Origin of the sequence: Sagittula sp. MA-2 (assembly GCF_030126985.1) — a bacterium.
Classification (GTDB): Bacteria; Pseudomonadota; Alphaproteobacteria; order Rhodobacterales; family Rhodobacteraceae; genus Sagittula.
In genome coordinates, this window is the sequence record NZ_CP126148.1 from 304170 (window position 1) to 320043 (window position 15874).

Sequence of the window (15874 nt, forward strand, 5' to 3'; positions counted from 1 at the left end):
AATGCTTGTTATTCGTAATGAGTAACGTCATGTTAATCGCACGGGAGGCACCCATGACGGAAATGACATTGCGGCAGATCGAGGTTGTTCGGGCCGTGATGATGACCGGCACGATCAACGGTGCCGCGCAGATGCTGAATGTCTCGGCCCCCGGCATAAGCCGCTTGGTCAAGCACACCGAGGAAAGCCTTGGCATTCGGCTTTTCGAGCGCAAGTCCGGCCTGTTCATCCCCTCGATCGAGGCTTCGAAAGTCTTTGACCAATTGCGCGAGGTCTACAAGGGAGTCGAGAACCTGCAGCAGGCGGTTGGCGCGCTGCAGAAGGGGGAAGAGGTGCGGCTATCCTGCGCCTCGGCCCCATCGGTGGCGCAGTTCATCGCTGCGCGCGTCATGAAACAGGTGCGGGCACGCTACGCCGACCTGTTCATCGACCTCAACATCCTCAAGATCGAAGAGACTCTGGACTACCTTCTGCTGGAGCGTGGAGAGTTCGTCATCATGAGCTCGTCCGTGGTCAACGCCGCTGTGGAGAATGACAAGATCGCCGAAGGACGGTTGGTGGCGATCATGCCTGAAGGTCATGCCTTGGCGGCCCAGGCCGAGGTTTCCGTGCATGACCTGGCGCAGCACCCGGTCATCGGGTTGGAACCCGCAGATCCTTACGGCCGTCTTCTTGCGCGGCCCTTCGAACAGGAGGGGCTGGCGGTGCAGCATGCGATGCGCGGGCGTTTTGCCCAGACGTTGGTCAGCTTTGTCCGGCACGGGCTGGGGGTTGCGGTAATCGACGAATTCTCTGTGGCCGAGGTCTACATGGCCGGTGTCATCCGCCGCCCGCTGAAAGAGGTGACGCAGGTCGGAATCTATGTGGTGCGCAAAAAGGGGCGCGTGCTGTCGGGCTTTGCCGAGTATGCCATCGCGCAGTTCCGCCGTGAACTGTCCAAGGCGATCGAGGATGGTCCATCGTTGCGCGGTGTGCGCAAGGCTGATCCCATGGATTAACCTGATGTTATGATCAGTGAAGTTTGGGTATTTGACGTTAAAATACAGAATCGGGCAGATTGCCTGCCATCGTCTCCTGGTCGGGAGGATCCCGGCAGTGGGAGACATGGAGACGCTTAGGGAGGATACCATGAAGCGCATTCTGATGGGCGCCGCTGCGGCGCTTGCACTTACCACTGGCATGGCTATTGCCGAATACCCCGAAAAGGAAATCCAGGGCATCATCCAGTGGGGGGCCGGTGGATCGACCGACACCGTGATGCGCTCGGTTACGCCCCATGCCGAAGAGGTTCTCGGCGGCACTGTGGTCATGCAGAACATGACCGGCGCCGTGGGCGCCATTGCCCTGAATTACGTCGCCGATGCAGCTGCGGATGGCTACACCGTTCTGATGGGCGCCGAGAACCCGATGCTGTATAAAATCATGGGTCTGGGCGACAAGGATTACTCGGAATTCACGCCGATCAACATCCTCGCACGCGGCACCCCGCTGCTGGTGGCCAACAACGACGCCCCCTTCAACACCTATTCCGAGATGATCGCCTATGTGAAGGAGCATCCGGGCGAGGTCCGTTTCGGCTCGACCGGCCCGGGCGGTCTGCCGTCGGTCGTGACCGCAATGGTCGAGGCGGTCGAGGGTGATCTGGACGTGATTTTTGTCCCCTACGACGGTGACGGTCCGGCTCTGACCGGTCTGCAGGGCGGTGCGATCGACGTCATGCCCGCCGTTCTGGGCGCCGCCATCGAAGGCGTGAAGGCCGGCAACATGAAGCCGCTCGGCGTGGTCGACGTGGTCAAGAACGAGAACCTGCCCGATGTCGAGGTCGTGGCCGAGGTGAACGCAGGCTACAACACCTACCTCCCTTGGGGTCCGTTCTTTGGCGTGTTCGCCAAGAAAGGCACGCCGGACGAGGTGGTCGCCAAGCTGACCGACGCTTATGCACAGGCGGCGCAGAACGAAGATTTCGTAGCCCTGATGGAAGGTCGTGGCTTTACCCTGATGAACATCTCCGGCGCCGAAGCCGAAGCGTTCCTGTCCAAGTGGCAGCAGGGCACCGCGTGGCTGCTTCAAGACGCAGGCATGACCAAGGCATCGCCCGAAGAGTTCGGCATCGCGCGCCCCGGCGAGTGATCTGACATTCCCTGTCGGGCCGGTGGCCCGAGGCACAAACGGGGTGCCGCCCAATGGGGTGCGGCACCCTTTTTCATAAAAGCACGCAACGGGAGGAGGGCCCCATGCAGATCGATCCGGAACATCACGACGGCACATCCGATGCCACGCCCGGCGGCGAGCCTGACAAGCGGCGCCCCGGAGAATTGCTCTTTGCCGTCTTTCTGACGGTGGCCAGCCTGTATCTGGTTTGGGACGCCTGGGGGATCGAGAATTCCTTTGGCCCCAACGGACTGTCCTCGCCGCGATCCATCCCGCTGGCGACGACCGTGGTCATGGTGATCAGTGGCGCGCTGGTGCTGCTGAAGACCGTGCGCCTGCCGCTGGACCGCACGGAAACGGTGATGAAAGACATCCTGCCGTGGACGGTGATCCTGTTCGCGGGGCTGCTGGTGGCCTATGGGATGGCGCTGAAGACCGTCGGCTTCCTGCCGGTCTCCGCCGCCTTCCTGATCGTCGCGATCAAGGTGCTGGGGCGGCGGTCGTGGCTTTGGACCAGCTCCATCGCGCTGGCTGCGCTGGTGGTGATCTGGCTGATCTTCCGCATCGTGTTTTCCGTTCTTATGCCGTCCGGCATCGTCCCCGAGGCCGAGCTTGTCCAATTTTTCCGCACGCTGTTCGCAGGAGGTGCCGAATGACCGCGCTCATGGATTTCTTCCTTGTCTTCACTCAGCCGCAACTGTTGCTGCTGGTGGGTCTGGGCACCTTTGCCGGGGTCTATGTCGGTGCGATCCCGGGCCTGTCGGTGACGATGGCGGTGTCGATCCTGATCTCGTTCACCTTTTCCTGGGACGTCTACCCGGCGATCTCGCTGATGATCGGCATCTATATGGGTGGGGTCTATGGCGGCTCGCGCACGGCGATCCTGCTGAACATCCCCGGCGCGCCTTCGGCAATTGCCACGGCGCTGGACGGCTATCCCATGGCGCAGCGCGGCGAGGCGGGCACCGCCATCGGCGTGACCACGGTCATGAGCTTTATCGGCGGGTTCATCGGCATCGGCGTGCTGGCGCTGGCCGCGCCCTTCGTGTCGGATTTCGCGCTGAAGTTCCAGCCGCGCGATTACATGCTACTGGCCATTCTGGGCATCCTGCTGGTCGGGTCGCTGTCGCAGGGGTCCTTGCTCAAGGGCATCTTTGCCGGGGCGCTTGGCATTGCCATCGGTGCCGTTGGGCGCGATCCGCTGACCTTTACCGAGCGTTTCACCTTTGACCTGAACCTCCTGAACGGCGGCATTTCGTTTATCGCGGTGATGATCGGCATGTTCGGCGTGTCCGAGGCGCTTCTGCAGCTGCACCACGTCGACAAGGACGCTGTGCGGCAAAAGATCAGCCGTATCGTGCCGTCGCTGGCGACGGTGAAGAAACACCTGCCGTTGTCGCTGCAAACCTCGTCGATTGGCGTCATCATTGGCGCTCTGCCCGGAACTGGTGGGGATATTGCCGCGCTCATGGCCTATGATCACGCTAAACGGGTCACGAAAAACCCCGAAGTACCTTTTGGCAAAGGCGCGATGGAGGGTCTGGTTGCCCCCGAAACGGCCAACAACGCCGCCGTGGGTGGGGCGTTCATTCCGATGATGACGCTGGGGATTCCCGGTGACGCGGTGACCGCGATCATGATCGGTGCGCTGTTCATTCACGGGCTGAACCCCGGCCCGATGCTGATGATAGAGCAACCGGATATGTTCTGGTTCATCGTCGGCTGCCTGGTCATGGCCAACGTTTTCATGCTGATTTTTGGTCTAACGGGCATCAAGCTGTTCACCAAGATCGTCGAGATGCCGCGCTCTGTGCTTATCCCGCTGATCATGCTGCTGTCGATCGTCGGCGCATTTGCCGTGAACAACGCGATCACCGATGTCTACTGGATGCTCGGCTTTGGCGTGTTCGGCTACTTCATGCGGCATTACGGCTATCCGTTGGGGCCAGTGATCCTTGGGGTGATCCTGTCACGCCTTCTGGATGACAACTGGCGCCGCGCGATCATCTCCGAACGCGAGGAACTGGGCCGCTTCTTCTGGGGGATCGTCACCAGCCCGCTGAGCCTGACGTTGTTGGTGGCCGTGATCCTCGTATTCGTCTCTCAGACCCCTGTCTGGCGTTGGGGCAAATCCAAGCTGTTCAAGGAGGCATGACCATGCCCGACCTGCATCTGGGCCTGATCGGCGACAATATCGCTCGGTCGCGCTCGCCCTTGCTGCACCGGCTGGCTGGTGAGCAGAGCGGTATGACCGTGCAATATGACCGTCTGATCCCGCGTGATCTGGGGCAAGAGTTCGACGCCGTGTTTGATCAGTGCCCCGGCCACGGGTTTCGCGGGATCAATGTCACGTACCCCTACAAGGAACGCGCCGCGGCCAAGGTGACGGCCGATGACCCGTTGGTGCGTGCCATCGGGGCGGTCAACACGGTGCTTTTCGATGCTGATGGACCGAAAGGGTTCAACACCGACTATACCGGTTTCGTGGCGGCCTATCGCGCGACACGGATCGACGCCCCCGGCATCAGCTGCCTGATCGGCACCGGTGGGGTCGGGCGGGCACTGGCCTTTGGGTTGGTCGCGTTGAAGGCCACGGAAATCCGGCTGGTGGACCGTGATATGGCCAAGGCCGAGGCGCTGGCGGGCGATCTGCGGGCGGTTGCCGGTGACACCCGCATTGCCGCCTTTGCAGATGCGACCGAAGCTGCCCGGGGGGCGCAGGGCTTGCTGAACGGCACACCCGTCGGCATGGTCGGCTATGACGGCACGCCACTGGTCGCGGATGCGATGCAAGGGGCAGACTGGGCCTTTGACGCGGTCTACACGCCCGTCGATACGCAATTCCTGAAGGACGCCACCGCACAAGGTCTGGACATCATTTCCGGCTACGAACTGTTCTTCTGGCAAGGCGTCCACGCTTGGGAGCATTTCTCTGGCGGCAAACCATTGGATCGGATCGCTTTGCGACAAGCGCTGGAGGTGGCGCAGTGAAAACCTCAATCGCCACGTTTTTCATATCTGGCACGCTACGCGCGAAACCGGCCGCCATCGCCAAGGCATAGTTCGACGGTATCGAGATCTTTGGGCAAGATTTCGTTGCCGATGTGGGCAGGACCCGCGACATCGGGGCAATGATCCGCGAACACTGACTTGAGATCACTCTGTTCCAGTCCTTCCGCGACTTCGAAGGGCTGTCCGGCGATTTGCGGCGTCGCGCCTGGTTCCGTCGCAAACTTATAGGCAACCGAGAGAACCGCTCTAACCACCTTTTGTCAGGCCGCCAGTGCCGTAAATTGCGTGAACGGGCAAAGGCCGGGCGTCATCTGGCCCTTGCGGATCATTTTGGCGGCTTCGATCCCTTCGAACGTTGCCGATGCGGAGACCAATGGCTTGAATCCCAGCCATCGGTCGAATGCGGTTTTTGTCGGTGCGCTGATCCTGCTCAACCATGGTCTTGAGATACTTGGTCCGGACCATTTCGATCAGGATCGGGCATCCAAAGCTACGTGGCATTCGGTTCACTGCGTTGATCCCGGCGGTGTCGGTCCCACTGCGGTCGATGAGGATCTTGCGGGGCAGACCGTTTACTTCCAGCGCCCGAGCGAAGAACTTGGTCGCAGCCGTCTTGTTGCGCCGCTTCGGCAGCATGAAGTCCAGTGTTTTCCCGAGCTTGTCGGTGGCCCGGTAGAGGTAAACCCACGTGCCTTTCACCCGGACACAGGTTTCATCCATGCGCCAAGACCGATCAGTTGGATCCTTCCGGAGACGCGCTTTGGCGGCAATCAGTGGGGGTATTTGGCAACCCAGCGATCGAGCGTCGCATGGTCAATCTGGACGCCGCGCGCGGCCATGATCTCCTCCAAATCCCTGTATGAATCCGTGTAGCGACCGCAGCAGAATACCGCGATGAGGACGACCTCCTTCGGAAACCGAGCGCCTTTGAACGAGATAGTCTTGCGCCCTCCGAACAGCGCCCGACCTCAAGGACCGTCAGTCCCCAGCACACATCGGTCAAGAACCAAAGTTTCCGACAGAACCCGTCACGCGTCCCGCGCGAGACGGGCGCCGAGGGGGCAGGGGGCGGGCCACCAGGCCAACCAGAATATACCAATTCCGCAGGGCAAAACCGCAGCGTGTCGGATCGGCAACATTGGCGCCGGGAGTATTCGCGCCCCGAACGCCGGTCCCGAAAATTTTTGACAGGTGCCGGGGCGTCATCGCATACCAACAGATGAATTATTCACCTTTTGGGCAGGCTGGCGAACAAAAATTGCGAAGCCCGATGACCGAAACATACCCGCCCCGCCGGTGCGCCCGCCGCACCGGATTCCGCGGGTCTCTGAATGCGACGCCGCAGAGGTGCCGCCCGGTCCCTGTTTTCCTCCAGTCCTGTCCGACAGAAACGCCGTTTGTGGTCGCACCGCGCCCGCAAGACCGGCACGACCCTTTGCCAGCGCACGCCCGCAGCGCCTCAGAAGAAAGTTGCCCCCATGTTTGATTTCATTCCCTCGCACCGTCAGATCGGCATCCGTCAGCGTTCGCTGGCACGTCACTGCAAGCTGGGCCGCGCGACGGAACTGGTCTTTGTTCTGGCCACCGGCGCGACGCTGGTGATCGGGGGCGGCGCCGAGGCGGCGACCTTCGCGGTCACCAACGAGGGCGAGCTGGCGGCGGCGATCAACAGCGCCAACGCCAATGCCGAGGCGGACACCATCACGCTGTCCAACAACATCACGCTGACCACCTTCCTGCCGACGCTCGAAGACGCGGACGGCGTGACCATCGACCTTGGCGGCAACACGCTGTCGGGCAACAACGTGACACGCATCTTCTTTGTCGGCTCGGGCACCGCCACGATCGAGAACGGCACGCTGGCCGACGGCCTCGCCCAGGGCGGTGACGGCGGCAACGGTGACGACGGCACCGACAACGGCGCGGGCGGCGGCGGCATGGGGGCAGGCGGCGCGCTGTACGTGCGCGGCGATACCGCGCCGACCGTGACGGTGTCCAACGTGAGCTTTTCGAACAACGACGCGATCGGCGGTGACGGCGGCACATTCGGTCCCGACGACGGGGGCAGCGGCGGCGGCGGCGGCCTTGGCGGAGACGGGGGTATCACGAACTTCAACAGTTTCAATGATAATGGTGGCGGTGGCGGCGGTGGTGCCTTCGAAGACGGCACGAACGGTTCCGGCAACACTGGCGGTAACGGCGGCGGCCCGAACGGTGGCGCAGGCGGTGTCAACGCCAACGGATCTGGCGGTGGGGACTACACAGGCGGCGGTGCCGGCGGTGGTGGTGGCGACGTGGGCGGTTCCGGCGGTTATGGCGGCGGCGGCGGCGGCGGCGGCGACTTCGGCAACGGCGGTGCTGGCGGCTTCGGCGGCGGCGGCGGCGGCGGTTTAACTACTGCTGGCAACGGAGGTTTTGGCGGCGGCGGCGGCGGCAGCGTCTTCATCGGCGGCGGTGCCAGCGGTTTCGGAGGCGGAAACGGCTCCGGCAACTCGGGCGGCGGCGGCGGCGCGGGTTTTGGCGGCGCGGTCTTTGTCCAGGACGGCGCAACCCTGACCTTCACCGGCACGACGGGCCTCAGCGGCGGTTCCGTCACCGGCGGTTCGGGCCAGAACGGCGCCGGCAACGGCAGCGCGGCGGGTTCCGGCCTTTTCCTGCAGAACGCGGGCGTGACGCTGGCCCCCGGCACGGGCGAGACGCTCACCGTAAGTGACAACATCGCCGACGATACCGGCAACGGCGGCAACTCCGGTTCCGTAACTCACAGCGGCGCGGGCACCGTGGTCCTGTCGGGCACGAACACCTACACCGGCGCTACGAACATCACCGGCGGCGGGACCCTGTCCGCGTCGGGCGGGAGCGCAATTGCCGACACCGGGCTGGTGAATGCCGCCAGCGGGACATTGGAGGTCGTGAACAGCGAGACCATCGGCGCGCTGTCCGGCGCCGGCAACGTGACCCTTGCCGGCGGTCAGACCCTGACCGTCGCGGGCACGGGCACCGTGGCACCGACGACCTTCTCGGGTGTGATGTCGGGTGGCGGCGGGCTGACCGTGAACGGCGCAACGGCCGACCTGACGCTGTCCGGGGCGAACACCTATACCGGGGCAACGACCGTCACCAACGGCAACCTGACCGTGACCGGATCGCTGGCCTCCACCACCAACACGGTGAACGGCGGCACGCTGACCGTCGCCGGCACGACCGGAGGCGGCACGGAGCTGGGCGGCACCACCACCGTCAGCAGCGGCGCGCTTGTCGTGACCAGCGGTGACGTCGCGGCGGTCGTGAACAACGCCGTCACCGACGGGACACCGGACGTCACGCTGAGCGGCGGCAGCATCGGCACGATGACGCAGAACACCGGCGACTTCGCCCTGAACGGCGGCACGGTGGGCACGCTGACCCAGAGCGGCGGTGCGACCGTGGTGGGCGGCAATGCCACGATCACCAATGCATCGACCCTGTCGGGGGGGACGTTTACGGTCAATGCCGGCTCGGGCCTGACGGCGACGGGCGGGATCACCGCGGAAGGCACTGCCGTTCTGGACGTCGCGGGCAACGTGAACGGGACAATCAACGTGGGCGGCACTTCGACCGTCACCCACAACTTCGGAAACGGCACGAACTTCGGCTTCACTTCGGAAGTCATTGTCACCAATGCCGACGCGACGGTCGAGCTGAACCGGAATTACCAGATCGTCACGCTCGACAACCAGTCCGGCACGGTCACGACGACCGCGACGGGAACGACCGGATTCGCCCAGTTCGGCACGGTGACCAACGGCGGGACGCTGAACATCAACGGCACCACCAGCATCGGCGCGGACGTCACCAACACCGGCACGCTGAACGTGGCGGCGATTTTCGGCAATGACGGCACCCAACTGGCGATCAACACCTCGGGCAGCCTGAACCTGTCGGGTGCAGAGCTCGTCGCCGGGATTAACCAGACCGCAGGTCAGACCACCGTCACGGGATCCTCCTCGGTGATCCACACCAGCACGATCTCCGGCGGTAATCTGACGGTGAGCGATGGCGCCAACTTCACGGCGTCTGGAAGCGTCGACATCTCGGGCGCCGGCACGCTGACGATGAACGGCACCATCACAGGCGACGTGGACATCACCAGCGGCCAGACGACCAATACCATCGGCAACGGCACTGGGACGGACCGGATCACCGGGACGTTCACGCAGAACAACGCGAACTCCGTCACCACGATCAACTCCGATTCCCGGATCGGCACGCTGGTGAACACCGCGGGCACGATCAACTACGCGGGCACCGGCACGCACACGCTCGACAACGCGTCGAGCAACGCGGGAACGATGACCGTCGGATCGGGAGTGACCGTCACGGCGACCAACGGCCTGACCAACACCGGGACGCTGAACCTCGACGGCACGATTGCGGGTGCGCTGACCCTGAACGGCGGCAACACCATCGTGAACAGCGCCGTGGCCTCGGTCACCGGGGTGACGACGGTGAACACCAACGGCACGCTGACGGTGAACGCGAACCAGGCCTTCGACGCGGCGGGCGGTCTTCTGGTCGACGGCGGGGCCGTCGTGGCCAACGGCACGATCAGCGGCAACGTGATCTTCGGCGGCGACAGCGACGTTGAGGGCACCTTCAATGACGGTCTGACCGTACAGTCCCCCAACACGATGACCGTTACCGGAGACCTGACCTACGGCTCGCTGACGGTCCAGAACGGCGCGACCTTCACCACGACAGGCGCGGGCGGCGTCGCCATGGTCGGCACGTCGAACACCACGACAATCAACGGTGCGGCGGTCTACAATGACGGCGACACGCTGGACGACGCCGGCAGCATCGACATCGGTGCAACCGGCACGGTGACGTTCAACACCGGCGCGACCGGCATCCGCTTCAACGCGGACGACGACGAGGACAACACCGGCACGATCACCAACGACGGTGCGATCACCGTCGCGGGCGGCGGCGCGGGTGCCGTCAGCATGGCCAACAACGACGGCGCGGGCGACGACAACCTGACCAACCAGGGCACCGGCACGATCGACGTGCAGGCGAACGGCACGCTGAATGGGATTGATACGCTGACCAACACCTCGAGCTCGGCTGGTGCGATCCAGGTGGGTGTCGGGGCGACTCTGGGCTTCAACACGCTGAACTCGTCGGCGGGGACGGTGACCAGTGCGGGGACGCTTGACGGCGATGTGGCGCTTTCGGGCACGGCGGCGCTTGTGCAGAACGCCGGCGGGTCGGTCGACGGCAACCTGTCGACCGCGGGCGCTTCGGCCTTCGACATCAACGGCACGAGCGGGGATGCGACGGTCGAGGTGACGGGGACGCTGTCGCAGGGCTCGACCGGGTCCTTGACGTTTGCGGGCGACGTGGCCGGCAACGTGTCGGTGTCGGCGGGCACGCTTACGGTCGACGGCGCCTCGGAGTTCCAGTCGGGCCTGAACGTCACCGGCGGCGCGGTCGTGGTGGATGCGGATCTCGGCGTGACCGGGAACACGCTGGTCGACACGGGCGGGCTGACGGTGAATGCTGGCAATACGCTGACGTCCCCTGTGCGGGCTGGCAGCCTTGGCGGCGGCGGCAGCGTGATCGTGAACGGTGTCATCGACGGGACGCTGGACGTGGAAAACACGGCAACCTTCGACATCAATGCGGGCGGCTCCGTCACCGGGACGGCGACCCACGCCGGCACGGGGACCTCGACCCTCGCAGGCACCGTCGGCAACCTCAACATCACGGCTGCCGGAACCGTTCAGGTGGACGGCGCGGCGGCGTCGAACGGCCTGAGCTTCGTCGACGGCGGCGGCACGCTGGCCGTTCAGGCCGGCGCGTCCTACACCGCCAGCGGCGGCCCCCTGAACGTGGGCTTCGACGGCGGCAACACCGGCAGCGGCACCCTGACGGTGGCCGACACCGGCAGCATGATCGGCAACGTCAGCGTCTTCAATGCGGGCACCGTCGACATCAACGGCACCAGCGGGGATGCGACGGTGGAGGTGGACGGCAACCTGACGCTCTTTGCCGGCGCGACCGGCACCTCGACGCTTGCGGGCGACGTGGCCGGCAACGTGTCGGTGTCGGCGGGCACGCTGACGGTCGACGGCGCCTCGGTCATCGGCACCACGCTCGACATCGACGGCGGCACGGTGAACGCGGACGCGGCCACGACCGTGACCGGCGCGGCGACGGTGACCTCCGGGTCGCTGACGGTGGGCGCGGGCCAGTCGCTGACCTATGCCTCGCTGACGGTGGCGGACGGCGCGAGCTTCACGGCCGGGACCGGGGCGCAGGTCTTCGGCACGGCGAACACGACGACGATCAACGGCGCGGCGACCTACAACGACGGGTCGGCGCTGAACGACAACGGCAGCATCGACATCGGCGCGACCGGCAGCGTGACGTTCAACACCGGCGGGACGGGCATCGTGTTCGACGCCGACCAGGACAACAACGCGGTCGGCACGATCACCAGCGACGGCACGATCACGGTGAACGGCACCGGCAACGTCAGCTTCGGCACCGACGGCGACGACAACTTCACCAACCAGGGCTCTGCCACGCTGGCGCTCCTGGACAGCTCCTCGGTCTCGGACATCGACGTGCTGACCAACAGCTCGACGGCAAACGGCGCGACGGCGGGCACGGCGGCGATCTTCCTCGGCGGCGGCACCTCGCTGGGCTTCACCACGCTGAACTCCTCGGCGGGGACGATCGTCTCGGCCGGGACGCTCGACGGCGACGTGAACCTGAGCGGCACCGCGGATCTGGACCTGAACGACGGCACGATCACCGGGGCGCTGGACAACCAGTCGGCCACGGCGATCACCCTCGACGGCACCGTCACCGGCGCCTTCACCCAGCAGGGCGCGGGCGCGCAGACCACGGTCGACGGCACCTCGACCTTCGGCAGCACGGTGGATGTCGACAGCGGCACGCTGACGGTCAACGCCGACACCACGGTGACCGGCGCCACCACCGTCGACGACGCGACGCTGAACGTCGGCGCGGGCAGCACGCTGACCGCCAGCGGCAACGTGCTGGCGGGCGGATCGGGCGGCGCGGGTACGGTCGTCGTGGACGGCACGCTCGACGGCGACGTGACGGCCGAGAACACCGCGACGGTGACGGTCAACGGCTCCGTCGACGGCAACCTCGAGACGCGGGACACCGCCTCCTTCGACATCAACGGCACCTCGGGCGCGGCCCCGGCGGAGGTCACCGGCAACGTCACCCAGGCGGGCACCAGCGCGCTGAACACGCTGGCGGGCGACATCGCGGGCTTCCTGCAGCAGACCGGCGCGGGCACCATCACCGTCGACGGCGATGCGGTCGTCTCGGGCCTCGTGAACATCGACGCGGGCACGCTGACGGTTGCGGGCGGCGCGACGCTGGACGCCACCGGCGCCGGTGTCGACGTGGCGGCGGGCGCCTTCGGCAACGTCGCTGCCACCGGCGAGATCGACGGCGCCACCACCAACGCCGGCACCTTCCAGAACGACGGCACGGTGGACGGGGTGACCAACTCCGGCGGGTTCACCAACAACGGCACCACGGGCGGCGTCGGCAACTCCGGCACCTTCACCAACAACGGCGGCACCGGCACGGTCAGCAACTCGGGCACGTTCGACAACAACGGCTCGACGCTGGCCTTCACCAACACCGGCACGCTGACGACCTCCGGCACGATCACCGGCGATCTCGACCAGACGGCGGGTTCGACCACCGCGGACGGCAACGCAACGGTCACCGGCGAGCTGGACATCGACGGCGGCACGCTGACCGTCGATCCCGGCATCACCCTGAGCGCGGGCAGCGCCGACATCGAGGACGCGGGCGGCGTCACGGTGGGCGCAGGGGCGACCCTGCAGACCACGACGGGCGCGCTTACCACCGACGACCAGGTCGCGGTGGGTGCCGGCGGCAACCTGATCGCCGCCACCACCCTGACCAACCAGTCGAACGGCGTCATCACCTATGCCAACGGCGGCACGCTGAGCGCCGGCGGCGCGGGCCAGGGCACCATCGTCAACGAGGGCCAGATCGTCATCGACGCGGGCACCGTGACCGCCACCGGCAACGACAACCTCGTGGCCAGCGGCATGGGCACCGGGCTGCAGATCCTCGGCGGCACCCTCGACCTCGGCACCGGCACGGTGACCGACACCGGCACCGGATCGCTGACCGCGGTCACGCTCACCGCGGACGCCAGCGGCGGCGCGGCGCTGACCACCGGCGGCGTGACCTTCGACGAGGCGGGGATCGAGCTGAACGCCAACGTCCTCGGCGACGCGACGGTGAACGGCCCGGTGACCGTGGGCGGCACCGGCTTCTTCGACCTCAACAGCGCGGGCGGCGGCACGGCGACGATCACCGGAGACGTGGTCCAGCAGGCCGGCAGCACCGCCACCTCGACGCTGGCGGGCACCCTCGGCGGCATCCTCGACATCAACGGCGGCACCGTGACGGTGGACGGCACGGGCGGGGGCGGCACATCGGTCGTGACCGGCGCGCTGACCGTGGACGATGCCACGCTGAACGTGAACGCCGACACCGACGCCGCAGCGGGCACCACCGTGGGCGCAACCGGTACGGTCAGCAACACCGCCACCTTCACCACCGACGTCGCCAACGCCGGCGGCTTCACCAACGACGGCACCGTCGTGGGCGGCGTGGGCAACTCCGGCACCTTCGACAACAACGGCGCGGTCACCGGCAACGTCACCAACACCGGCACGCTGACCGATTCCGGCAGCATCGGCGGCACTCTCACCCAGACGGCGGGGTCGACCACCGTGGACGGCAACGCCACCGTGACCGGCCTCTTCGACATGGACGGCGGCACGCTGGCCGTCGACCCCGGCTTCACCTTCGCGGTGGGCAGCGCCGACATCGAGGACGCCGGCGGCGTCACCCTGGGGGCGGGCGCGACCCTGCAGACCACCTCCGGCGACCTCGACAACGACGACCAGGTGGCCATCGGCAACGGCGGCACGCTGCTCTCCTTCGCGGCGCTCGGCAACGAGGCCAACGGCGTGATGGACTTCCTCGGCGCCACCGGCGCGCTGACCGCCGGGGCCGGGTCGGACATCACCAACACCGGCCGGTTCAACATCAACTCCGGCGTGGGCCAGACCGTGACGCTGACCACCAGCGGCGGGGGCAGCTTCACCAGCTCCGGCCTGATCGACATGGTCGACGGCGAGACCGCCGACCGCCTGGTGATCAACGGCGACGCGGTGCTGAACGGCGTGATCGGCATGGACGTCAACGTCTCCGGCGCGATGGTGGGCACCTCGGCCGCCGACACCGCCGACCAGGTCAACGTGACGGGCACCGCCACCGGCGCGCCGACGCTGGCGTTCTCCAACGTCAACGGGGTGTTCTCCAACGTCGCGGCGCCGATCGACCTGATCACCGCGGCCAGCACCGCCGGCGTCTCGGCCACCCAAACCGGCCTGCCGACCAACGGCGCCTTCGTCTACAACCTGCAGAACACCGGCACCGCGGTGCAGCTGACCGCGACGCCCAACCTCGCCTTCGGCGGCGTGGCCTCCGGCCTCGCGGCGACCCAGAGCCTGATCTCCACCGTGGTCAACCGGCCGTCCTCGGCGCTGGTGACCCCGCTGGTGGCCCCGGGCGACGATCCCTGCGCCATAGGCTCCTGGAGCCGGATCACCGGCGGGCGGGCCTCGGCCAGCCTGTCGACCTCGGCCGCGAGCCTGCCCGGCTCGCTGTCCAACCAGATCGACCTGCGCTACCGCGGCATCCAGATCGGCCTCGACCGGTCCTGCTCGGGCGGCTACTACAACGGCTGGGACCTGGCCTACGGCGCGATGCTCGGCACCAACGGCGGCGACACCTCCCTGCCGGTCAACTTCGGCGGCACCGTCACCACGCTCAGCACCGAGTTCGACCAGACCTTCGGCGGCCTCTACCTGAGCGCGGCCAAGGGCCAGTGGTTCGGCGACCTGTCGATCCGCGCCGACAAGACCACCTATTCCATCCAGGAGAGCAACAGCTTCGCCAACGGCGGTCTCGGCATCGAGACGCAGGACTTCGACAGCCGCGGCAAGACCGTCTCGGGCTCGCTCAGCTACTCGCACACGCTCAACGAACAGCTCGGCCTGCGCCTCGTGCCCACCGCCGGCTTCTCGTTCAGTCACATCGAGAGCGACAGCATCGCCATCGAGAACGACCCCTCCACCACGGCCGACAATGCCACCCTGCAGGTCGGCGACATCGACCAGCGGATCGGCTACCTCGGCGCAACCCTGGCCCGCACGCAGGTCGCGGAAAGCGGCACGGCGGCGACCACCTACTTCGTCACCGGAACCTACTTCAACGACTTCGGGGACGACCTCGACAGCACCTTCACCGTCGACAGCAACGGCTCCTCCCAGGTCCTCACGTCCGAGACCCTGGCCGGCTTCGGAGAGCTCAGCTTCGGCTTCAACTACACCGCAATCCTCGACGCAGGCTCCGCCCTCCCGGCACGCCAGGTCGACGCATCCCTCCGCGCAGACACACGCTTCTCAGACAATCTCGACTCATGGGGCTTGACCGCACAGGTCAGACTGCAGTTCTAATAAGGGATTACCGGCCGGGGCGGCTTGACCCAGCCCCGGCCACGTTTCAAACTCGATTTCAAAGCGGCATCGCGGCTTACGCGGTGTCGTGTCTTTAATACAGGGACCGATTT

At 66.0% G+C, this 15874-nt stretch carries 6 protein-coding genes and 1 pseudogene; 6 read left to right on the forward strand and 1 reads right to left on the reverse strand.

Annotated elements, in window-relative coordinates; translation table 11 throughout:
* Positions 1-62 precede the first annotated feature (62 nt).
* The 5 genes from QNI11_RS24960 (at position 63) to QNI11_RS24980 (ending at position 5142) form a co-directional block, all read left to right on the forward strand.
* Positions 63-998, forward strand: a complete 936-nt coding sequence (locus tag QNI11_RS24960) for a LysR family transcriptional regulator (RefSeq protein WP_283983944.1) — start codon at positions 63-65, stop codon at positions 996-998.
* Between the two features lie 130 nt (positions 999-1128).
* On the forward strand, positions 1129-2130 hold the full coding sequence (locus QNI11_RS24965; RefSeq protein ID WP_283983762.1) for a tripartite tricarboxylate transporter substrate binding protein: 1002 nt from the start codon (positions 1129-1131) through the stop codon (positions 2128-2130).
* A 104-nt stretch (positions 2131-2234) separates the two neighbouring features.
* Complete coding sequence (locus QNI11_RS24970; protein WP_100931242.1) at positions 2235-2807, forward strand: tripartite tricarboxylate transporter TctB family protein; 573 nt, start codon at positions 2235-2237, stop codon at positions 2805-2807.
* Positions 2804-4306 carry a tripartite tricarboxylate transporter permease gene (locus tag QNI11_RS24975; protein ID WP_283983763.1) on the forward strand — a complete coding sequence of 501 codons (1503 nt, stop codon included), beginning with the start codon at positions 2804-2806 and terminating at the stop codon, positions 4304-4306. The genes QNI11_RS24970 and QNI11_RS24975 overlap by 4 nt, the downstream gene beginning before the upstream one ends.
* A complete protein-coding gene (locus QNI11_RS24980) occupies positions 4303-5142 on the forward strand; it encodes a shikimate dehydrogenase (RefSeq protein ID WP_283983764.1) in 840 nt (279 codons plus the stop codon). The genes QNI11_RS24975 and QNI11_RS24980 overlap by 4 nt, the downstream gene beginning before the upstream one ends.
* Positions 5143-5423: 281 nt before the next feature.
* On the opposite strand, the pseudogene QNI11_RS24990 reads toward QNI11_RS24980, so the two are convergent.
* Positions 5424-6122 (reverse strand): annotated as a pseudogene (locus tag QNI11_RS24990) (IS6 family transposase).
* Positions 6123-6641: 519 nt separating this feature from the next.
* On the opposite strand from QNI11_RS24990, the gene QNI11_RS24995 reads away from it, so the two are divergent.
* A complete protein-coding gene (locus tag QNI11_RS24995; protein ID WP_283983765.1) occupies positions 6642-15761 on the forward strand; it encodes a hypothetical protein in 9120 nt (3039 codons plus the stop codon).
* Positions 15762-15874: the final 113 nt, after the last annotated feature.

Bases quoted from the DNA above. Each gene is read 5' to 3' on its own strand.
- QNI11_RS24975 (WP_283983763.1), top strand. From the start codon at position 2,804: ATGACCGCGCTCATGGATTTCTTCCTTGTCTTCACTCAGCCGCAACTG.
- QNI11_RS24980 (WP_283983764.1), top strand. From the start codon at position 4,303: ATGACCATGCCCGACCTGCATCTGGGCCTGATCGGCGACAATATCGCT.
- QNI11_RS24965 (WP_283983762.1), top strand. From the start codon at position 1,129: ATGAAGCGCATTCTGATGGGCGCCGCTGCGGCGCTTGCACTTACCACT.
- QNI11_RS24960 (WP_283983944.1), top strand. From the start codon at position 63: ATGACATTGCGGCAGATCGAGGTTGTTCGGGCCGTGATGATGACCGGC.
- QNI11_RS24995 (WP_283983765.1), top strand. From the start codon at position 6,642: ATGTTTGATTTCATTCCCTCGCACCGTCAGATCGGCATCCGTCAGCGT.
- QNI11_RS24970 (WP_100931242.1), top strand. From the start codon at position 2,235: ATGCAGATCGATCCGGAACATCACGACGGCACATCCGATGCCACGCCC.